Raw genomic sequence first — 17,450 nt, 5'->3', positions numbered from 1 at the left:
ATCATCCCACCGGTTCGCCGATCAGCGACCCACCGGCGCCCTGCAATTGTGCGCGGAGTTCCGGCGTGAGGATCTGCCCGACGCGGTCGACGAGCATCGTCATCTCGTAGGCGACCTGGCCGATGTCGCAGTTCGGGGCGGCGAGGATGGCCAGGCAGGAGCCGTCGCTGATGGACATCAGCACCATGATGCCGAGTTCCATCTCGACGACGGTCTCGTTGACCGCGCCCGCCTCGAAACACCGCGCGGCACCCTGGGTCAGGCTCACCAGACCGGACGCGACCGCGGCCAGCTGGTCGGCCCGGTCCAGCGGGAGCCTGCTGGACGCGGTGAGCAGGAGGCCGTCCGCCGACACGACCACCGCGTGCGCCACTCCTGGCACCCGCTCGGCGAAGTCATTCACCAGCCACCCGAACTGGTTCTGCTGGGGCTGGGCCGGGCTCGGCGAGGTCATTCACCCTCCAGGGTTTCGTGGTTGGCTTCGGTCGCCTGGGCCGTGCGGTGCCGTCCGCGCTGGATGCCCTGCTGGAAACTGCTCAGGCGACCGCGCACGTCGTGCGCGTCTCGCTGCGGTCGGGGGGTGACCGCCCCGGTGGGCGGTCCCGCGCTGCCCGGGAGCAGTTGCTCCCCGCGACGGCGCCTGGGTAATCCTGCCGAAGTCGTTTTCGAGGGCACGGACTGGGACACCGCTTGGGCGGCCTTCCAGCCCGCGTCGGAACCGAAGTTCCACGCGTCGGTCTGCTCGGCGGCGGCGACCGGCTCCGGTTCCGGCGCCGCTGCCTGCGGATTCTTCTCCGGACGCCGGGTCGGCAACACGGCGGGCGGCGAAACCGGGCGAGCGGCCGTCTCCGGCGCCTTCGGGGTCTCGGGCGCCTTGGTGGCTTCCGGCGTCGCCGCGGTCTTGGGGGTCTCGGCGGTCTCGGGTGCGGGAAGCCGGGTGGTGGCCGGCGCGGCCTTGCCCGCGGCCTCCTTGCGGCCCCGTTTGACGCCCTGCTGGAAACTGCTCAGCCTGCCGCGCACGTTCGCCGGGTCGCGGACCGGCAGCTCCGACTTCGCGGCGGGCTCGGCGGCCGGGACCGACGACGTCGCGCTGCCCGGCAGCAACTGCTCGCCCTTGCGGCGGCGCGGCAGCCCGGCCTCGGTGAACGTCGACGGAGTCGTCCGCGAGACCTCCTGGACCGTGCGGAAAGCCTTGTCGCTGGCGAAATCCCAGTTGCGGGCCTCTTGCTCGTCGGCGGAACCGGCTTCGGCGGCGGGCTCGGCGGCCTTCTTCTCCTCAGGTTCCTTCCCGCCCGGCTTCTCCTTCTTGCCCGCGGGTTTGGCCGCGGGCTTTTCCGGTGCGGGGGCGGGAGAACGGAACCACGCCGACAGCATCTCGTCGAAGATCGGCGTCGTCTCCGACGCGGTGGGCGGTGGCGCCACCGGAGGCGGTGTGGTCGCCTGGTTCCACCATTCGCTCAGCGTGGTGCTGTTCTTGGCCTCGAACAGTTCCTTGCCGCTGGGCAGCTCGCCTTCCGACGCGACGGGCGCCGCCTGCTCCGGTTCGGCGGCGGGCTTCTCCGCCTCCTTCGCGACCGGCTCGGGGTCCGGCTCCGGCATCCGGGGCTGCGGCGCCGACGGCGGCTGGGCGGGCGGGGGTGTCGTCTGGTCCTTCGGGATCGGGCTGAACAGCGCCGTTCCCGAGATCTCCACATCCGACGGCGGCCGCGGCTCCTGGGTATGGGTGTGCCCGTTCAGCCCGGATGTGGTGTGGCCGGCCAGATCGTTCGCCGACGGCCACCGGTCGCCACCCTGCGCGGGCACGTTCGGCATTCCCGGCCGCGACCCGTTGACGGGCCGCTGGCGGCGGGGCAGGCCGCCCGGCTGCTGCGGCGGCAGCGGCGCGAGGCGCTGGGTGATCGGACCGGTCGCGGGGCCGGGATCCCCGGGCGGCGCCATCACGAGGTCCGCCGGGACCGAGACGGTGGCGCGCACGCCGACGATGTCCTTGCCGCCGTGCAGCGAGACGCCGATCCGGTGCCTGCTGGCCAGCCGCCCGACCACGAACAGGCCCATCCGGCGCGAGGTGGCGAGGTCGACGTTGGGCGCCTCGGTGAGCCGGGCGTTGGCCTCGGCGACCTCGGCCTCGTTCATCCCGATGCCCTTGTCGAGGATGTCGATGCCGAACGAGCCGTCTTCGAGGAGCCGGGTCGCGACGGTCACCTGGGTCTCCGGCGCGGAGAACGCCGTGGCGTTGTCCAGGAGTTCGGCGATCAGGCGCATCAGGTCGTTGGCCGCGTACCCGACCAGCCGGACCGGCGGCGGGTTCTGCACGGTGACCCGCTGGTACTGCTCGATCTCGGACACCGCCGCGCGCACCACGTCGGTGGCGGAGACCGGCTGGCCGGACCGCCTGCCCGGTTCCGCGCCCGAGAGGACCATCAGGTTCTCGTTGTTGCGCCGCATGCGGGTGGCGAGGTGGTCCAGCTGGAACAGCGTGGCGAGCTGGTCGGCGTCCTCTTCGTCGCGCTCCAGCCGTTCGATCAGCTGGAGCTGCCGCTGCACGAGGCTCTGGCTGCGGCGGGAGAGGTTGACGAACACGTTGCTGTAGCCGGTCCGCATCGAGGCCTGCTCGGTGGCCAGGCGCAGCGCCTGGTGGTGCACCTTGTCGAAGGCCCTGGCGACCTCGCCGATCTCGTCGTCGCTGCCGACGGGGACCGGCTGGACGTCGGTGCCCTGTGAGCGGCCCTCCTGGATGTTGCGGACAGCGTCGGGCAGCTGCTTCTCGGCGACGTCGAGTGCGCTGGCGCGCAACAGTTTCAGCGAGCGCAGCAGCTGGCGGGTGATGAGGAAGACGACGGCGACGGCGAGCACCATCGCGCCGAACAGCAGGACCGCGAGCAGGCCGGCGCCGCTGCTGGCGTCGTCGACCAGTTCGGCCGACACCGAGGCCGCCTGCGCGCCGAACTTGTCCGCGACCTCGCCGAGTTTGGTGATCATCGCGTTCGACGCGTCGTTCCAGCCCTGCGCGGACAGCGTGCGGAACGCCTGGTCGGCGGGGGTGCCCTGGTCTCCGAGCGCGGTTTTCGCGAGCCTGTCGCGGGTTTCCATCGTGTCGTCGCTGACGGCCGCGCCGAACTCCTGGCGCTGCTGTTCCGAAGCGGCGGCGCGGAAGTCGGTGAAGCGGTCGGCCAGCCGCAGCTCGGCGGTGCGCACCTGGTTGAGCTCGCTCGGCGCGAGACCCGAGCGGGCGATCCCGAAGGAGATCAGGGCCTGGCTCAGCGACACCTGTTCCTTCATCACCGCGAGGTCGTGCAGCGCGGCGGGGGTGCCGCCGAGGACGTCTTCACTGGCGCCCGCGGTCAGCGCGGTGTCGAGGGCGAGCAGCGCGGTGGTGACTTCGGTGTACTCGCCGATGGCCTGGACGGGGTCGAGCTGCCCGGCGGAGGCGCGCTGGCGGATGTCGGCCAGCTTGTCCAGCTGGACGGCCGCGGCGTCCCGTGCCTGGCGGAGCGACGGCTCGTTCTCGACGGCCCTGATCGCGGCGGCCCGGTACAGCGGAACGGCCGTGTCGACGTCGGCACGGGCGGAACCGAGTTCGAGGGTGCCGCCGACCGTGCCGGCGGTCAGCCCGGCGGCGGACTGGGTGCGTTCGCGGCCGAGCCCGTCGGCGAGCGTGCGGATCTGCGCGCTCAGCGCGACGAGGCGGTCGAGCCGCTGATAGCCGTCGGAACGGCCGACCTGGCCGGCGATGGTGGCGATGCCCAGCGCGAGCGCGATGAGGATCGGCACCAGCGTCACGGCCGACAGTTTCACCGGCAGGCTCCAGTCCCGCCAGCGCACGAGCGCACGCCAGCCGGTGGCCCACCTCGATGGCCGGGGAGTGCGTCCCAGCAGCTCCCCGACAGGCACTTGGCCTTCTCCTGCAACGGTCACGTAAGTGACTCCCTGTCCGGCGTCTTGGCACGGTCTGAGGCGTCCGTTCCCGCGAGGAACCTTCCTGCGGAGAACTCGGCCCCGGCGTGACCGCGTGATCGATCGCGACGTGAGAGACCTGGTCCGGCGATCCGGGTGGCCGCTTCGCCACCGATCCGCTTCGGAAGGTCTTGCACCTGCACGTGCAGGTCGCAACCTGCGAAGTGCATGGTCATCGAGATCAACTTGTCTTTGCCAATCGATCACTGCGGGTCAGCCGGGCCAAAGAATCGTACACCAATCCGGGTACCGTCAATTCCGTTCAGCGCACGGGTGCTGACCTGGGAAAAGTGTATCCCTGAACGATGTACAAGGCACGAAATCCGTCTTCACGGCACAAACGAGGGAATTCCGGTTACGCGGTGCGCCGATACCCAGGGCGCCCGGGTCACCCGAATAGCCTACGCACGGTAGCCACGTCGCCCGGTCGAACTACTTTCCGTGCCACCAATGGGTGGGTCAAGCCCAAATGTGTGCCCAATGTTGTGGCCTTGCCGTTCCGGTCGGCTGGATGTCGCCCGACGCGGGTGATTTCTTTCGGGATACCCGGCGAGCCAGGGGATCTTCCCCGGTCCGCGATGGCGGGCACAGTATCGAAGCCCGCCGGGACCGGGAAGCGAAACTACGATCTGTCACCACAACGAGGGACGCAGCGTGGTCGACCTCCACCGTTTGCCGCAGTGGGCCGTTCGGGCGACGACCGCGCGTGACAATCGGGCTCACTATTACGAGTGATAAAGCCCGATCATTCCGGCCGAAACGAATTCCCGGAACGTTATTGCGGGAGGAAAACGAATACCCGCTCGTGCGTTCGCGGAAGCGGGGTCGCCTTTTCAGAGCACTCGAAGGCGTAGTTAGTATGCGCTCCGTACCGCGCCCGGATGCCAGCAAGCCCCGGAGGAACCCATGCCCGACGTCGCGCGTCCCTTCGCGGCGAGCAACGCCCTCGAGGACACGGGGCAGATGCCCGCGCTGTTCGTCCGCGAGCGCCGTACCGCGCCCGAGCCGCCCCGGGGCACCGGCCCGGACTTCGACCGGATCCAGCACGGCAAGGAGTTCGTCGCACTGCGCAGGTCGTTCCGGCGGTTCGTGTTCCCGATGAGCCTGCTGTTCTTCACCTGGTACATGACCTACGTGCTGCTGGCGGCCTACGCGCACGAGTTCATGAGCCGGAAGGTGTTCGGCGAGGTCAACGTCGGCATCCTGCTCGGGCTCGGCCAGTTCGCCAGCACGGTCCTGATCACGATCGCCTACCTGCGGTTCGCCAACAAGCGGCTCGACCCGCAGGTCGAACGGCTGCGGGCCGCGGTCGAGGCGGGTGAGCGATGAGCATCCCCGAGAACGACCCGGTCCTGAACATCGTGGTCTTCGCGCTGTTCGTCGCGATCACCCTCTACGTGGTGTACCGCGCCAGCACGCGCAATTCGTCCACTTCGGACTACTACGCCGCGGGCAGCGCCTTCACCGGACGGCAGAACGGGATCGCGCTGTCGGGCGACTTCCTCTCGGCGGCGTCGTTCCTCGGCATCGCCGGGGCGATCGCGATCCACGGCTACGACGGCTTCCTGTACTCGATCGGGTTCCTCGTCGCCTGGCTGGTCGATCTGCTCCTGATCGCGGAGCTGCTCCGCAACACCGGCCGGTTCACCATGGGCGACGTGCTGAGCTTCCGGATGAAGCAGCGCCCGGTCCGCGCCGCGGCCGCGACCTCGACCCTGGTGATCTCCTTCTTCTACATGCTCGCGCAGATGGCGGGCGCCGGCGGGCTGGTGGCGCTCCTGCTGGACATCCACGGTGGCTTCGGGCAGGCGCTGGTGATCGGCGGCGTCGGCGTCGTCATGGTGCTGTACGTGCTGGTCGGCGGGATGAAGGGCACCACGTGGGTGCAGATCATCAAGGCCACCATCCTGTTGCTGACCGGTGCGCTGATCACCGTGTTCCTGTTCGGCAAGTTCGGCTTCAGCTTCTCGAACCTGCTCTCGGCCGCCGCCGACAAGAGCCCGCTCGGCGGCGAACTGCTGGAGCCGGGCGGCTCGTACGGCAAGAGCGAGGTCACCAAACTCGACTTCGTGTCGCTGGCGCTGGCGCTGGTCCTCGGCGCCGCCGCGCTGCCGCACGTGCTGATGCGCTTCTACACGGTGCCGAACTCGCGCGAGGCGCGGCGCTCGGTGGTGTGGGCGACGGCGTGCATGCTGGTCTTCTATCTCTGCACGCTGGTCATCGGCTTCGGCGCGGCCGCGCTGGTCGGTCCCGAGGCGATCAAGAACGCGCCGGGCGGGGAGAACTCGGCGGCGCCGCTGCTCGCGCTGAACATCGGCGGCACCGTCCTGCTCGGCGTCGTCTCGGCGGTGGCCTTCGCGACCATCCTCGCCGTCGTCGCCGGGCTGACGATCACGGCCTCGGCCTCCTTCGCCCACGACGTCTACGCCAACATCTTCAAGCACGGCAAGGCGGAACCGGCGTCGGAGGTCCGCGTCGCCCGGCTGACCGCGGTCGCCGTCGGCGCGCTCGCGATCGTGGGCGGGATCCTCGCGAACGGGCAGAACATCGCGTTCCTGGTCGCGCTGGCGTTCGCCGTCGCGGCTTCGGCGAACCTCTCGACGCTGCTGTACTCGCTGTTCTGGAAGCGGTTCAACACCACCGGCACGCTGTGGGGCATCTACGGCGGGCTGATCGCGAGCCTGGTGCTCGTGTTCTTCTCGCCGGTGGTGTCCGGCGCCGCGGACTCGATCGTCAAGGGCATCGACTTCCACTGGTTCCCGCTGAAGAACCCCGGCCTGGTGTCGATCCCGTTCTCGTTCCTGTGCGGGTTCGTCGGCACGCTGATCGGCCGCACGAAGGCCGACCCGGTCAAGCACGCCGAGATGGAGGTGCGGTCCCTCACCGGGATCGGCTCCTGACGCGTACCGCGCGCGCCATGAAAGGTCCTTTCCTTGCGAAATTTGCAAGGAAAGGACCTTTCATGGCATCCGCAGACCGTCCAGCACAATCTTGAGGAGCCGTTCCGTGTCCTCCGGCGAGGCCTTGCTCGCGGCGGAACCGACCCCGTGCCCGAGCCGCAGGACGTCGATCCCGGTGACGTCGGCCCGGACGGCGCCCGCCTCCTGAGCCGCCTTCACGATCGCGTCGGAGGCGGACCGCAGCCGCGACTGGCACCAGGCGAAGACCTCGGACCCAGCGTCGACGGACGCCTTCAGCGTCATCGCGAGACCGTGCTTCTCGACCACGTAGGCGACGTGCGTGGCCAGCCACGCCTCCAGCGCTTCACCCGGCGGTAGCCGGTCGAGCAGGTCGAACGCCTGCTGGGCCATCCCGTCGATCTCGTCGCGGTAGACGGCCTCGATCAGTTTGTCGCGGGTCGGGAAGTGCCGGTACAGCGTGCCCGCGCCGACCCTGGCGCGTTTGGCGATGTCGTCGGCGGGTACGTCCACGCCGTCGGCGGTGAACGCCTTCTTCGCCACGGCCACGATGCGCTCGTAGTTGCGCCGCGCGTCCGCGCGCATGGGCCGGTCGGGATCGGCCGTGACCATCTGCACCTCCTCGTGCGACGAAAACGGAGACATTCTCCGAATCCACTTGCGTAAGCGGAGACAGTCTCCATATCATCGCTCACGACCTCAAGTGGAGAGTCTCTCCGCTTTCATCTCGTTACGTCTTTGGAGTATTCCTTGACCGCGCGAACCCTGCGTACCGAGCCTAGGCCGGAGACGGCCGAGGCCACACCACGTCCGCATCGGCTGGTCCTGCCGATCGTCCTGACCTGCCAGCTCATGCTCATCCTCGACGCGACGGTGATGAACGTCGCGCTCCCCCGTATCCAGGCCGACCTCGGCTTCACCGACACCGGCCTGTCCTGGGTGATGACCGCGTACAGCCTCGTCTTCGGCGGTCTGCTGCTGCTCGGTGGCCGGGCGGGCGACCTGTTCGGCCGCCGCCGGATGTTCGTCGTCGGCGCGGCCGTGTTCACCGCCGCCTCCCTGCTCGGCGGCCTGGCGGGCTCGGCCGAGATGCTGATCGCCGCCCGGATCGCACAGGGTATCGGCGCGGCATTGGCCGGTCCGAGCACGCTCGCCCTGATCACCACCACGTTCACCGAGGCCAAGGCCAGGGTGCGCGCGCTGGCGCTGTTCTCGGCGATGTCCAGCGGCGGTTTCGCGATCGGCCTGCTGCTCGGCGGGCTGCTCACCGAATGGATCTCCTGGCGGGCGGCGCTGTACATCAACGTCCCGTTCGGGCTCATGATCGTCCTGCTCACGTCGAGGTTCGTGGCGGAGGCCCCGCGACGGCGCGCCCGGCTGGACATCCCCGGCGCGTTCACCGGCACCTTCGGCGTCGGCTCGCTCGTGTTCGCCTTCACCCACGCCGCGTCGCACGGCTGGAGTGACCCGATCACCCTCGGCACGCTGGCCGCGGGACTCGCCCTGCTGGCCGCGTTCCTCGTGATCGAGACCAAGGTGAGCGAACCGCTGATTCCCTTGCGGCTCTTCGGCGAACGCAACCGTGCCGCTGCCTACGCCAACTTCTTCTTCGGGCCGATGGCGATGATGTCGATGTTCTTCTTCCTCACCCAGTTCCTGCAGGACATCCGGGGTTTCGCCGCGCTGGAGACCGGGCTCGCGTTCCTGCCGATGGCGCTGTGCATGTTCGGGCTCAGCAGGCTGATACCGCGGCTGCTCCCCCGGTTCGGCCCGAAACCGCTGGCGCTGACCGGGACCGCGTTGATGGTCGGCGGCGTCGTCTGGCTCACGCGGCTCACCCCCGAAAGCGAGTACTTCTCCCACCTGCTGGGTCCGATGGTGCTGATGGGCGTCGGGGTCGGGCTGGCGTTCTCGCCGCTGAGCGTGATCATCATGTCGACCGTGCCCACCGAGGAGGCGGGCGCGGCGGGCGGTGTGCTGCAGACGTTGCAGCAGGCGGGGGCGACGCTGGGGCTCGCGATCCTGATCACCGTGTTCGGCGCGGTGACCCGGACACCGTCCGGGAGCCCGGCCGAGACCACGGTCGACGGGATGACCGCCGCGTTCACCGCGGCGAGCGTGGTGACCGCGTTGACCTTCCTGGTGGCGCTGACCTTCCGGCGCCGGGCTCAGGCCGCGGCCTAGAGCTTCTGGCCCGCGTCGACCTTGTGCGTGACCTTGCGTTCCATCACGAACGAGAAGAACGGGATGCAGCCGGCGATCAGCACGAGGAGGGTGCCCTTCATCGACCAGCGGGCCTTGATCGCGAGGTCGACCGCGAGCAGCAGGTAGATCAGGTAGAGCCCGCCGTGGACCATGGGGATCAGCTTCACGAACTGGGGAAGGTCCACGCTGAAGACGTACTGCAGCAGCATTTCGACGACCAGCCCGAGCAGGGCGACACCGGTGGCGTACGCCGCGACGCGGAACCGGATCAGCGGCCCGCCCAGCGAGACCGATCGGGCCGGGGCGGCGTCGTCAGTTCGGGTGGTCATAACGTCTCGAACCTCTCTGGGGACTTACTTGTCGCGGGCGTTGAGTTCGCGCAGGTACTTGTTGTAAGCGGCGAGCTCGTCGTCTTCGGGGGCGGCCGGCCGGGGCGAGGGGGCACGCCTCTGCCGCGGGGCGGGCACTTCGGCGACCGCGGTCTCGGCCGTCTGCTCCGGCGTGCCTGCTTCCGCGGCCTGGCGGCGGAGCTTGCGGATCCGCCAGAACATGAACGCGGGAAACAGCCCGAACAGCGGCCACTGCAGGACATAGCCCAGGTTCTGGAAGGTCCCGTTGGCCGAGGAGAACCGCTCCCACTGCCACCAGGCGAGCCCGCAGCACAGCGCCAGGCTCACCAGGCAGACGCCGGCGATGCCGAGACGGCGCAGGGTGACGGACGGTGCGGGCACGCATCGACGCTAGCACTGGCGGCGCGGCGAAAGCTCGGCGACCGGGCCGCTCGGGACCTTGGTCCCGGCTCGGCCTCGTGAGTGGTGATGACGGTTCTGCCCCTCATTACCACTCACGAGCGGGACTGGACGGACTTCGCGTAGTCGTCCGCCAGCCCGAAGACCTTCTGCGCGTACTCCGTCGAGTTGTTGTAGGACAGGATCCCCTGCCACCAGCCCGAGGCGGCCGACATGTCCCGGTTGCCGACGCACAGGTAGCGCGCCGCCGCCAGCGTCGCGTCGTCGATCTGCTGGGGGTCGCCGACACCGTCGCGGTTGCCGTCGGCGGCGTAGCGGCGCCAGGTGCCGGGGATGAACTGCATCGGGCCGACCGCGCGGTCGACGGCCGCGTCGCCGTCGAACTGGCCGCCGTCGGTGTCCCCGATCGCCTTCACGCCGGGGGTGCCGTCGAGTGGGACGCCGATGATCGGTTTCGACGGGCGGCCGTCCTGGCCGAGGACGGCGCCGCCGTACTGGCCGTGGTTCGACTCGATCCGGCCGATGCCCGCCAGGGTGGCCCACGAGATCTTGCAGTTCGGCTGCATCTGGCGCATCGCCAGTTCGGCGTTGCCGTAGGCGAGCAGCGCCCTGGCCGGGATCCCGGTGGCCTGCGCCGCCCGCTCGGTCCAGGCGGCGAGGGGGTCCTTGCCCGGTTTGGGCTGCGCCTGCTGCGGCGCGGTCTGCTGGGTGGCGCCGCCCGCGAGGGTGGCGTTGACCGGGGCGACCGAACCGGGTTTGACGTCCGCCGCCTTGACCTGCAGGGCGGGGATCTCCATCGTCGTCGGACTCGCGACCGGGGCGGACGCCTTCGTCACCAGCCAGATGCCTCCCCCGGCCAGGCCGAGTACGGCCAGCACGATCACCAGTCTGCCGAGAACGGCGGCGCCCACCCCGCGACGTGACGGAGTGGGCGTGGCCGGGTCGGCGACGAGGTCGTCGTTTTCCGGGGTGGTGCGCACGAAGCGAGTCCTCCAGCGTGGGCGGCGATCACGACCGATGCTCGAACAACGAGCCCGCGCAGGTTAGCGTTACGCGGTCGCCATGATCGCCTCTGCCACGCCGGTTCACCCGCGTGTGCGAGAAGTTCTCATCAGGCGGACTTCTGCTGCCTCGCCAGCCGCGCCACGCACCAGGCCGGGGCGCTGCCGCGGCGAAGGTGCTGCAAGACGGTCATCGGGCCGAGACGGCGGCTCAGGTCGGACGGGGCGAGCCCGGCCGCGCGGTAGTCGAGCGCGCGCTGGTCGAGCGGGCTGATGCCGGCGTCCCACCACGCTTCGGCCTCCGCGACGCCGCCGACCATCTGCCACCAGCCGGCGGCGGCGACGAGCAGGTCCTGCGGGACACCGGGAAGACGGCTCTGCATGGCGTCGAGGTAGCCGGGGTCGGCGGCCTCGACCGGCGCCCAGCGCGCCTGGCCGGACTGCTGGCGCTGGCCGGGGATACCGGGAGCCTGACGGGGAGCGTCGGCGAGCCAAGCGGACGCGATCCTGTCGACCTCCTGCTCCTCGGGGGTCTGCTCGCGCTCGGCGGCCCACTGCCGGATCAACGCATCGACTCCGGGATCTCCGGTCATCCCTGCCTCCTCATGATTCCCCGACTGACAAGTCCTGACTTACTTGCCCGGCTGAATGTCCGCGTTCGCCCTGAGGCTTGCACCTGCGGAAACTCCTCGCCCAGGAGGCCGGCTCCGGCGCCTGGAAGACCAACCGATCACGCAATGTGAGCACCGTAGGGGCGCGGAGGTCTTTTCCGCCAGAGCTTCCAGGGCACGAATTCGTCGACCTGCAGGTTTTCGGGGTCAATCCACCCGGATGGTCGAGTCAGCCGACCGAAATCCGAGGCCGGTGACACTGCGTGATACCCGCAGGTGGCCGCGCACAGTACTCACCGGTGTCGCGAGGGACACCGGTGAGCAGGCAAGACGGGTCAGGAGAAGAGGCTCCGCACGAACGTCACGATGGCTTCGGCGCCGGACCGGAGCCAGCCGAGCGCGGTGTGGACGGCGTCGGCGGATTGGGTCGGCCTGCTGATCAGGAAGAAGAGCACGAGCGCGACGACAGCGATCACAACGAATTTCTTCAAGCCGGGCGACATGGCTCCATCCCATCACACCGTAGTGTCCAGACGATGACTCCGCGCGCACTGCGGACTTTGTCACCACTTTAAGGAGCTTCGGGCCTGTTGCCCACCCGGATTCGCCTGAGGGAGCGATCGATGAGCGAAAACGTCCTCGTCCACCGGGACGGCCCGGTGACGACCATCACGCTGAACCGGCCGGAGGCCCGCAACGCGGTCGACGGGCCGACCGCGGCCGCGCTGGCGGACGCCTTCCGCGCCTTCGACGGCGACGACGCGACCGCCGTCGCCGTCCTCACCGGATCGGGTGACACCTTCTGTGCCGGAGCCGATCTGAAGGCCGTCGGCACCGACCGCTCCAACTCACTCGGCCCGGCGGGTGACGGGCCGATGGGGCCGACGCGGATGGCGTTGTCGAAGCCGGTGATCGCCGCGGTCCGCGGGCACGCCGTCGCGGGCGGTCTCGAACTGGCCCTGTGGTGCGATCTGCGGGTCGCCGACAGCACGGCCGTCTTCGGGGTGTTCTGCCGCCGCTGGGGAGTGCCGCTGATCGACGGCGGCACCGTGCGCCTCCCCCGGCTGATCGGGCACTCGCGGGCGATGGACCTGATCCTCACCGGCCGCCCGGTCGACGCCGACGAGGCACTCGCGATCGGGCTGGCGAACCGGGTCGTCCCCGACGGCGAGGCGCTGAGTGCGGCACAGGCACTGGCGCGCGATCTGGCCGCGTTCCCGCAGGCGTGCCTGCGGGCCGACCGGCGGTCCGCGTACGGCCAGTACGGGCTCACCGAGGAAGAGGCGATGCGGGCGGAGTTCTCGAACGCGCTGATCGGCGGCGGGCTCGCCGAGGAGGCCGTCGCGGGCGCGAGCCGATTCAGCGGCGGCGCGGGGCGTCACGGCACCTTCGGGGACGATCGGTCCTAGGGTCTGTCGGATGACAGAAACCGGAGTCGCGCTCAGACCGGTGCACGAAGACGACCTGCCGATGCTCGAAGCGCTGACGAACGATCCACAGGCCGCGGGCGCGTTCGAATGGCACGGCTGGCACGACCCGCACTTCCTGCGCCGTCGCTGGAGCGAGTCCGGCATGCTGGCCGCCGACAACGGCATGCTGATGATCGACCTCGACGGGCAGCGGCTCGGCTTCGTGTCCTGGCACAAGACCAGGTCCGGGTCGACGTCGTACTGCTGGAACGCCGGACTGGTGCTGATCCCCGAGGCCCGCGGCCACGGGTACGGGACCGAGGCGCAGCGGCTGCTGGTCCGTTACCTCTTCGCGCATACGCAGATGAACCGGGTCGAAGCGTCGACGGAGGCGGGCAACGTCGCCGAGCAACGCTCCCTGACGAAGGCGGGCTTCACCCGCGAAGGCGTGCTGCGCGGCTACGCGTTCCGAGACGGGGCCTGGCGCGACCACGTCCTCTACTCGATGCTGCGGTCCGACCTGGACCCCGACCCGGAACGCGATTAGAGGACTGATCGCGAGGCCGACCAACCCGCTAGACGATGGTGCCCGCGGCCTTGAGGCGGTCGATCCCGTCGGCGTCCACCCCGAGTTCGGCGAGGACGTCGGCGGTGTCGGCGCCCTTGGGACGCGGCGGTTCCGGCGTCTGGGCAGGCGTGCGGTCGAACCTCGGCGCGGGTGCGGGCTGCACCACCCCGCCGATGTCGACGAACGTGCCGCGCGCGACGTTGTGCGGATGCGACGGCGCCTCGCCCGGCGCGAGCACCGGGGTCAGGCACGCGTCGGTGCCTTCGGCCTTCGCGACCAGTTCGTCGCGAGTGTGCTTCGCGACGGCTTCGGCGACGATCTCGCGCAGCTTCGGCCACTCGTTCTTGTCGACGTGGACCGGGGTCTCCTCGGGATCGAGCCCGAGCACCTTCACCAGGTCGCCCCAGAACCGCATCTCGATCGCGCCGATGGCGACGTACTTGCCGTCGGCGGTCTCGTAGGTGTCGTAGAACGGCGCGCCGCCGTCGAGCATGTTCTCGCCGCGTCCGCCGGGCCACAGCCCGGAGTTCAGCAGTCCGTGCAGGCTGGTGGTCAGCAGGGCCGCACCGTCCACCATGGACGCGTCGACGACCTGGCCCTTCCCGGACGACTGGCGTTCGAACAACGCCGCCAGCACGCCCATCGCCAGCAGCAGGCCGCCACCGCCGAAGTCGCCGACGAGGTTGAGCGGCACCACCGGCCGTCCTCCCGCTTGCCCGATCGGTTCGAGCGCGCCCGCGATGCCGATGTAGTTGATGTCGTGCCCGGCCACGGTGGCCAGCGGTCCGTCCTGGCCCCAGCCGGTCATCCGCCCGTAGACCAGCCGCGGGTTGCGGGCGTGGACCTGCTCCGGCCCGATGCCCATCCGCTCGGCCACGCCGGGGCGGAAGCCCTCGATGAGCACGTCGGCCTCGTCGGCGAGTTTCAGTACCAGCTCGACCCCCTCGGGGGTCTTGGTGTTGATCCCGATCGAGCGCCTGCCCCTGGCGAGCGGGTCGTTCGGGAAGCCGATCACGTCGTTGCCCGGCGTCGCGCGGTCGACCCGGATGACGTCCGCGCCGAGATCGGCGAGGATCGTGCAGGCGAACGGCGCCGGGGCGAGCCCGGCCAGTTCGACGACCTTGAGCCCGCTCAGCGGGCCGGCCTTCTTCGCCACGTTTTTCCTTCCTACGCCAGTGGACCGCTCAGAGCGTGCGGGAGATGATTTCCTTCATGATCTCGCTGGTGCCGCCGAAGATCCGGGAGATCCGGATGTCGGCCCACGCGCGCGCGATCGGGTATTCGGACATGTAGCCGTAGCCGCCGAAGAGCTGCAGGCAGTCGTCGACGACCTTGTTGACCCGCTCGGTGGTCCACAGCTTCGCCATCGCCGCGCCCTGCACGTCGAGTTCCTTGCGCAGATGGCGTTCGATGCACTGGTCGAGGAACGCGCGGGACACCGCGGCCTCGGTCGCGGCCTCGGCGAGCTTGAACTTCGTGTTCTGGAAGTTGTAGATCGGGCGGCCGAAGGCCTGGCGGTCCTTGGTGTAGGCGATCGTCTGGTCGATCGCGGCCTCCATCCCGGCGACCGCGGTGACGGCGATGATCAGCCGTTCCTGCGGAAGCTGCTGCATGAGCTGGATGAAGCCGAGGCCTTCCTGCCCACCGAGGAGGTTGGCGGCGGGCACGCGGACGTCGTCGAAGGACAGCTCCGCGGTGTCCTGGCCCTTGAGCCCGATCTTGTCGAGGACGCGGCCGCGGCTGAAGCCCGGGGTGTCCGTCTCGACGGCGATCAGCGAGACACCCTGCGCGCCCGCGTCCGGATCGGTCTTCACCGCGACGACCACGAGGTCGGCGTGGAAACCGTTGGTGATGAACGTCTTCGCGCCGTTGATCACGTAGTGGTCACCGTCGCGTACCGCGCGGGTCTTGATGCTCTGCAGATCCGAGCCCGTGCCGGGTTCGGTCATCGCGACCGCGCCGACCATCTCGCCGGAGGCGAACTTCGGCAGCCACGCCTTCTTCTGCTCTTCGCCCGCGTACTCCAGGATGTAGTGCGCGACGATTCCATTGTGGACGGTGACACCCCAGGCGCTGTCGCCGGAGCGGGCCTGCTCTTCGTAGAGCACGGCTTCGTGGGCGAACGTGCCACCGCCACCGCCGTATTCCTCCGGGATGGACAGTGCCAGCAGGCCGACTTCGCCCGCCTTGGTCCACAGCTCACGGTCGACCTTCTTCTCGGCCGCCCAGCGCTCCTGGTTCGGCACGAGTTCCTTCTGGCAGAAGGTCCGGGCGAGGTCCCGGAGGTCTTCGAGCTCCGTCGTGCTCCACGAACTCTTCTGGATCTGCAAGGGCACGGCCAACGCCTCCTGATCGGGCCTGGAAAACATGACGCTTAGGATGTAAGTTCCAACCGGAATGTACATCCGTACCGAGCTGCACGTAAAGGGGGTCGAGGTTCGATGGCCGTACTGGGCAAGACCCACCGGACACAGGCCGAGCGGCGCGAGCAGACCAGGACCGCGCTGCTCGACGCGACCATCGACTGCCTGGTCGACCTCGGGTACGCGCGCACCTCGGTCCAGGAGATCTGCGCCCGTGCCGGGGTCTCGAAGGGCGCCGTGCAGCACCACTTCTCAGCCAAGGCCGAACTGATGGCGGCCGCCGTCGAGCATCTGACCGGGAAACTGCGCGGACGGCTGGCCGCGTCGATCGCCGCGCTCCCCGGCGGCGCCTCGGGGGTCGCGGCGGCGATCGACCTGCTGTGGGAGGGCTATTCGGGCACGCTGTCGACGGCCGCCACGGAACTGTGGGTCGCGGCGCGGACCGACCCCGAACTGCGCGAGGCGATCCGCCCGGTCGACCGCGCGCTGGGCCGCTCGACTCTGGAGCACATCACCTCGATCGCCGGGGAGCTGCCGAAGGAACGCGCGGAGATCCTCTTCTGGCTGACCGTGAACCTCACCCGGGGGCTGGCGCTGGACGCCGAACTCGGCGGTGATCCGAAGCGGCGACGGCAACTGCTCGACGAATGGAAACGCGTCGCGGTGATGTTGTACGAGGACGCGTCCCCGTAGAGTCCCCGCCCATGGGGAGATCGACGGCGTTCGCCGCACTGACCACGGCCGTGCTCCTGCTCACCGGCTGCGCGGCGACGCCCGCACCGGACACCCCGCCGTCCACCTCGGCGGCCCCTCCCCCGACAGGGCCCCTGGCGCTGCGCGAAGCCCTCGGCGACCCCGCGACGGTGGACTTCTGCGGGCTGCTGGACTTCTCCGAGATCGAGAAGACGTCTCCGCCGCTGTCCGAACCGACGCTCAGCATGGGCGCGTGCTCGTTCCAGACCAGGATCGCGGGTTCCGCGGCCCTGATCAGTTTCGGCTTCCCGGACGACCGGGCGAAGGAACGCCTGGCGGCCGCCACCCCGGTCGGCGAACCGTCGCTCCCCCGAGGTCTGCGCGTGGTCCGTTCGGATCTTCAAGGCCAGCCTCTTCTCCACCTCGTCTTCGCCGACGATTCCTCCTTGCGGATCGGCACGTTCTTCGAGAACCGGGAAGCGGCCGGACCGGAAGTACTGGCCGTGGCCACGAAGATCCTGGACGGTGTCGCCCGGTCACTCGCTTCAGGGAAGCAGGCGAGGCATCTCGAATACCGCGACGGCTCGCTGGCCCGGCTGGACGCGTGCTCCGCGCTGTTGTCCGGCACCGAGGTCTCCGCGCGGCTGGGTGAGGCGGTCTCCGGGAAAGGCGATCTCTCCGGGCACCAATGCCTTTGGGGTGACCAAGGCGCGCCCCGGCTCGTCCGGATGGAATTCGGCCTCGGCCCGCATCCGAAGGCCGCCGGGGGCGTTCAAGAGGAGCGTTTGGGCGGGCGCCGGTCCTTCGTCCAGGAGGTCTCCGGTGGCTGCACCGTGCTCACGAGCCACATCGGCGGACCCGACCCGGAGCGGAACCAGGTCGAGCACGCCATTCTCGCCGTGCAGGCACCGGACGCGTGCCGCGTCGCGCGGGAACTGGCGGCCATCGCCTGGCCGAAACTCCCCGTGTAGCACGCGCG

17 protein-coding genes are annotated in these 17,450 nt (G+C 69.7%); 7 read left to right on the top strand and 10 right to left on the bottom strand.

What is annotated here, in order from left to right; translation table 11 throughout:
- Position 1 precedes the first annotated feature (1 nt).
- Both SD37_RS13330 and SD37_RS13325 read right to left on the bottom strand, forming a co-directional pair.
- Positions 2 to 454 (bottom strand): roadblock/LC7 domain-containing protein, encoded by a 453-nt coding sequence (locus tag SD37_RS13330; protein WP_037304041.1) that lies wholly within the window; start codon positions 452 to 454, stop codon positions 2 to 4.
- Positions 451 to 3,891 carry a sensor histidine kinase gene (locus SD37_RS13325; RefSeq protein WP_065912821.1) on the bottom strand — a complete coding sequence of 1,147 codons (3,441 nt, stop codon included), beginning with the start codon at positions 3,889 to 3,891 and terminating at the stop codon, positions 451 to 453. Before SD37_RS13325 ends, SD37_RS13330 begins: the two co-directional genes overlap by 4 nt.
- Positions 3,892 to 4,860: 969 nt before the next feature.
- On the opposite strand from SD37_RS13325, the gene SD37_RS13320 reads away from it, so the two are divergent.
- Positions 4,861 to 5,283 (top strand): DUF485 domain-containing protein, encoded by a 423-nt coding sequence (locus SD37_RS13320; RefSeq protein WP_044854307.1) that lies wholly within the window; start codon positions 4,861 to 4,863, stop codon positions 5,281 to 5,283.
- Positions 5,280 to 6,854 (top strand): solute symporter family protein, encoded by a 1,575-nt coding sequence (locus tag SD37_RS13315; RefSeq protein ID WP_044854306.1) that lies wholly within the window; start codon positions 5,280 to 5,282, stop codon positions 6,852 to 6,854. Before SD37_RS13320 ends, SD37_RS13315 begins: the two co-directional genes overlap by 4 nt.
- A gap of 60 nt (positions 6,855 to 6,914) precedes the next feature.
- On the opposite strand, the gene SD37_RS13310 is transcribed toward SD37_RS13315, so the two are convergent.
- Positions 6,915 to 7,484, bottom strand: a complete 570-nt coding sequence (locus SD37_RS13310; RefSeq protein WP_044854305.1) for a TetR/AcrR family transcriptional regulator — start codon at positions 7,482 to 7,484, stop codon at positions 6,915 to 6,917.
- A 138-nt stretch (positions 7,485 to 7,622) separates the two neighbouring features.
- Here SD37_RS13310 and SD37_RS13305 point away from each other — a divergent pair, with 138 nt between their 5' ends.
- Positions 7,623 to 9,056, top strand: a complete 1,434-nt coding sequence (locus tag SD37_RS13305; RefSeq protein WP_236725355.1) for an MFS transporter — start codon at positions 7,623 to 7,625, stop codon at positions 9,054 to 9,056.
- Here SD37_RS13305 and SD37_RS13300 read toward each other — a convergent pair.
- From SD37_RS13300 to SD37_RS43095, 5 genes are all read right to left on the bottom strand, one after another.
- Complete coding sequence (locus SD37_RS13300) at positions 9,053 to 9,406, bottom strand: DUF3817 domain-containing protein (RefSeq protein WP_044854304.1); 354 nt, start codon at positions 9,404 to 9,406, stop codon at positions 9,053 to 9,055. The two genes, SD37_RS13305 and SD37_RS13300, sit on opposite strands and share 4 nt — an antisense overlap.
- A gap of 24 nt (positions 9,407 to 9,430) precedes the next feature.
- Positions 9,431 to 9,808, bottom strand: a complete 378-nt coding sequence (locus SD37_RS13295; protein ID WP_044854303.1) for a hypothetical protein — start codon at positions 9,806 to 9,808, stop codon at positions 9,431 to 9,433.
- Between the two features lie 113 nt (positions 9,809 to 9,921).
- The gene (locus SD37_RS13290; RefSeq protein ID WP_044854302.1) at positions 9,922 to 10,806 is read right to left on the bottom strand and encodes a lytic transglycosylase domain-containing protein; all 885 of its coding nucleotides are present in this window, start codon (positions 10,804 to 10,806) and stop codon (positions 9,922 to 9,924) included.
- 131 nt (positions 10,807 to 10,937) lie between these two features.
- Positions 10,938 to 11,420: a hypothetical protein gene (locus SD37_RS13285; protein ID WP_037304053.1), complete on the bottom strand. Its 483-nt coding sequence runs from the start codon at positions 11,418 to 11,420 to the stop codon at positions 10,938 to 10,940.
- 353 nt (positions 11,421 to 11,773) lie between these two features.
- A complete protein-coding gene (locus SD37_RS43095; RefSeq protein ID WP_162182762.1) occupies positions 11,774 to 11,929 on the bottom strand; it encodes a hypothetical protein in 156 nt (51 codons plus the stop codon).
- Positions 11,930 to 12,061: 132 nt separating this feature from the next.
- On the opposite strand from SD37_RS43095, the gene SD37_RS13280 reads away from it, so the two are divergent.
- Positions 12,062 to 12,847 (top strand): crotonase/enoyl-CoA hydratase family protein, encoded by a 786-nt coding sequence (locus SD37_RS13280; protein ID WP_044854301.1) that lies wholly within the window; start codon positions 12,062 to 12,064, stop codon positions 12,845 to 12,847.
- A gap of 10 nt (positions 12,848 to 12,857) precedes the next feature.
- On the top strand, positions 12,858 to 13,394 hold the full coding sequence (locus tag SD37_RS13275) for a GNAT family N-acetyltransferase (protein ID WP_044854300.1): 537 nt from the start codon (positions 12,858 to 12,860) through the stop codon (positions 13,392 to 13,394).
- A gap of 28 nt (positions 13,395 to 13,422) precedes the next feature.
- Here SD37_RS13275 and SD37_RS13270 read toward each other — a convergent pair whose 3' ends face one another.
- On the bottom strand, positions 13,423 to 14,571 hold the full coding sequence (locus SD37_RS13270) for a CaiB/BaiF CoA transferase family protein (RefSeq protein WP_044854299.1): 1,149 nt from the start codon (positions 14,569 to 14,571) through the stop codon (positions 13,423 to 13,425).
- A 28-nt stretch (positions 14,572 to 14,599) separates the two neighbouring features.
- Complete coding sequence (locus SD37_RS13265; protein ID WP_044854441.1) at positions 14,600 to 15,751, bottom strand: acyl-CoA dehydrogenase family protein; 1,152 nt, start codon at positions 15,749 to 15,751, stop codon at positions 14,600 to 14,602.
- Positions 15,752 to 15,856: 105 nt separating this feature from the next.
- Between SD37_RS13265 and SD37_RS13260 the strand changes: the two genes are divergently transcribed.
- Together SD37_RS13260 and SD37_RS13255 are read left to right on the top strand one after the other, a co-directional pair.
- Positions 15,857 to 16,471: a TetR/AcrR family transcriptional regulator gene (locus tag SD37_RS13260; protein WP_037304058.1), complete on the top strand. Its 615-nt coding sequence runs from the start codon at positions 15,857 to 15,859 to the stop codon at positions 16,469 to 16,471.
- Positions 16,472 to 16,482: 11 nt separating this feature from the next.
- A complete protein-coding gene (locus tag SD37_RS13255) occupies positions 16,483 to 17,442 on the top strand; it encodes a hypothetical protein (RefSeq protein WP_044854298.1) in 960 nt (319 codons plus the stop codon).
- Positions 17,443 to 17,450: the final 8 nt, after the last annotated feature.

The sequence above is a fragment of the Amycolatopsis orientalis genome, from assembly GCF_000943515.2.
GTDB lineage: Bacteria > Actinomycetota > Actinomycetes > Mycobacteriales > Pseudonocardiaceae > Amycolatopsis > Amycolatopsis orientalis.
This window is presented reverse-complemented; position numbering and strand designations above follow the sequence as displayed.

Coding starts and splice junctions, on each gene's coding strand:
- SD37_RS13330 (WP_037304041.1), bottom strand. CDS start 454: ATGACCTCGCCGAGCCCGGCCCAGCCCCAGCAGAACCAGTTCGGGTGG.
- SD37_RS13320 (WP_044854307.1), top strand. CDS start 4,861: ATGCCCGACGTCGCGCGTCCCTTCGCGGCGAGCAACGCCCTCGAGGAC.
- SD37_RS13315 (WP_044854306.1), top strand. CDS start 5,280: ATGAGCATCCCCGAGAACGACCCGGTCCTGAACATCGTGGTCTTCGCG.
- SD37_RS13310 (WP_044854305.1), bottom strand. CDS start 7,484: ATGGTCACGGCCGATCCCGACCGGCCCATGCGCGCGGACGCGCGGCGC.
- SD37_RS13300 (WP_044854304.1), bottom strand. CDS start 9,406: ATGACCACCCGAACTGACGACGCCGCCCCGGCCCGATCGGTCTCGCTG.
- SD37_RS13285 (WP_037304053.1), bottom strand. CDS start 11,420: ATGACCGGAGATCCCGGAGTCGATGCGTTGATCCGGCAGTGGGCCGCC.
- SD37_RS13280 (WP_044854301.1), top strand. CDS start 12,062: ATGAGCGAAAACGTCCTCGTCCACCGGGACGGCCCGGTGACGACCATC.
- SD37_RS13275 (WP_044854300.1), top strand. CDS start 12,858: ATGACAGAAACCGGAGTCGCGCTCAGACCGGTGCACGAAGACGACCTG.
- SD37_RS13260 (WP_037304058.1), top strand. CDS start 15,857: ATGGCCGTACTGGGCAAGACCCACCGGACACAGGCCGAGCGGCGCGAG.
- SD37_RS13255 (WP_044854298.1), top strand. CDS start 16,483: ATGGGGAGATCGACGGCGTTCGCCGCACTGACCACGGCCGTGCTCCTG.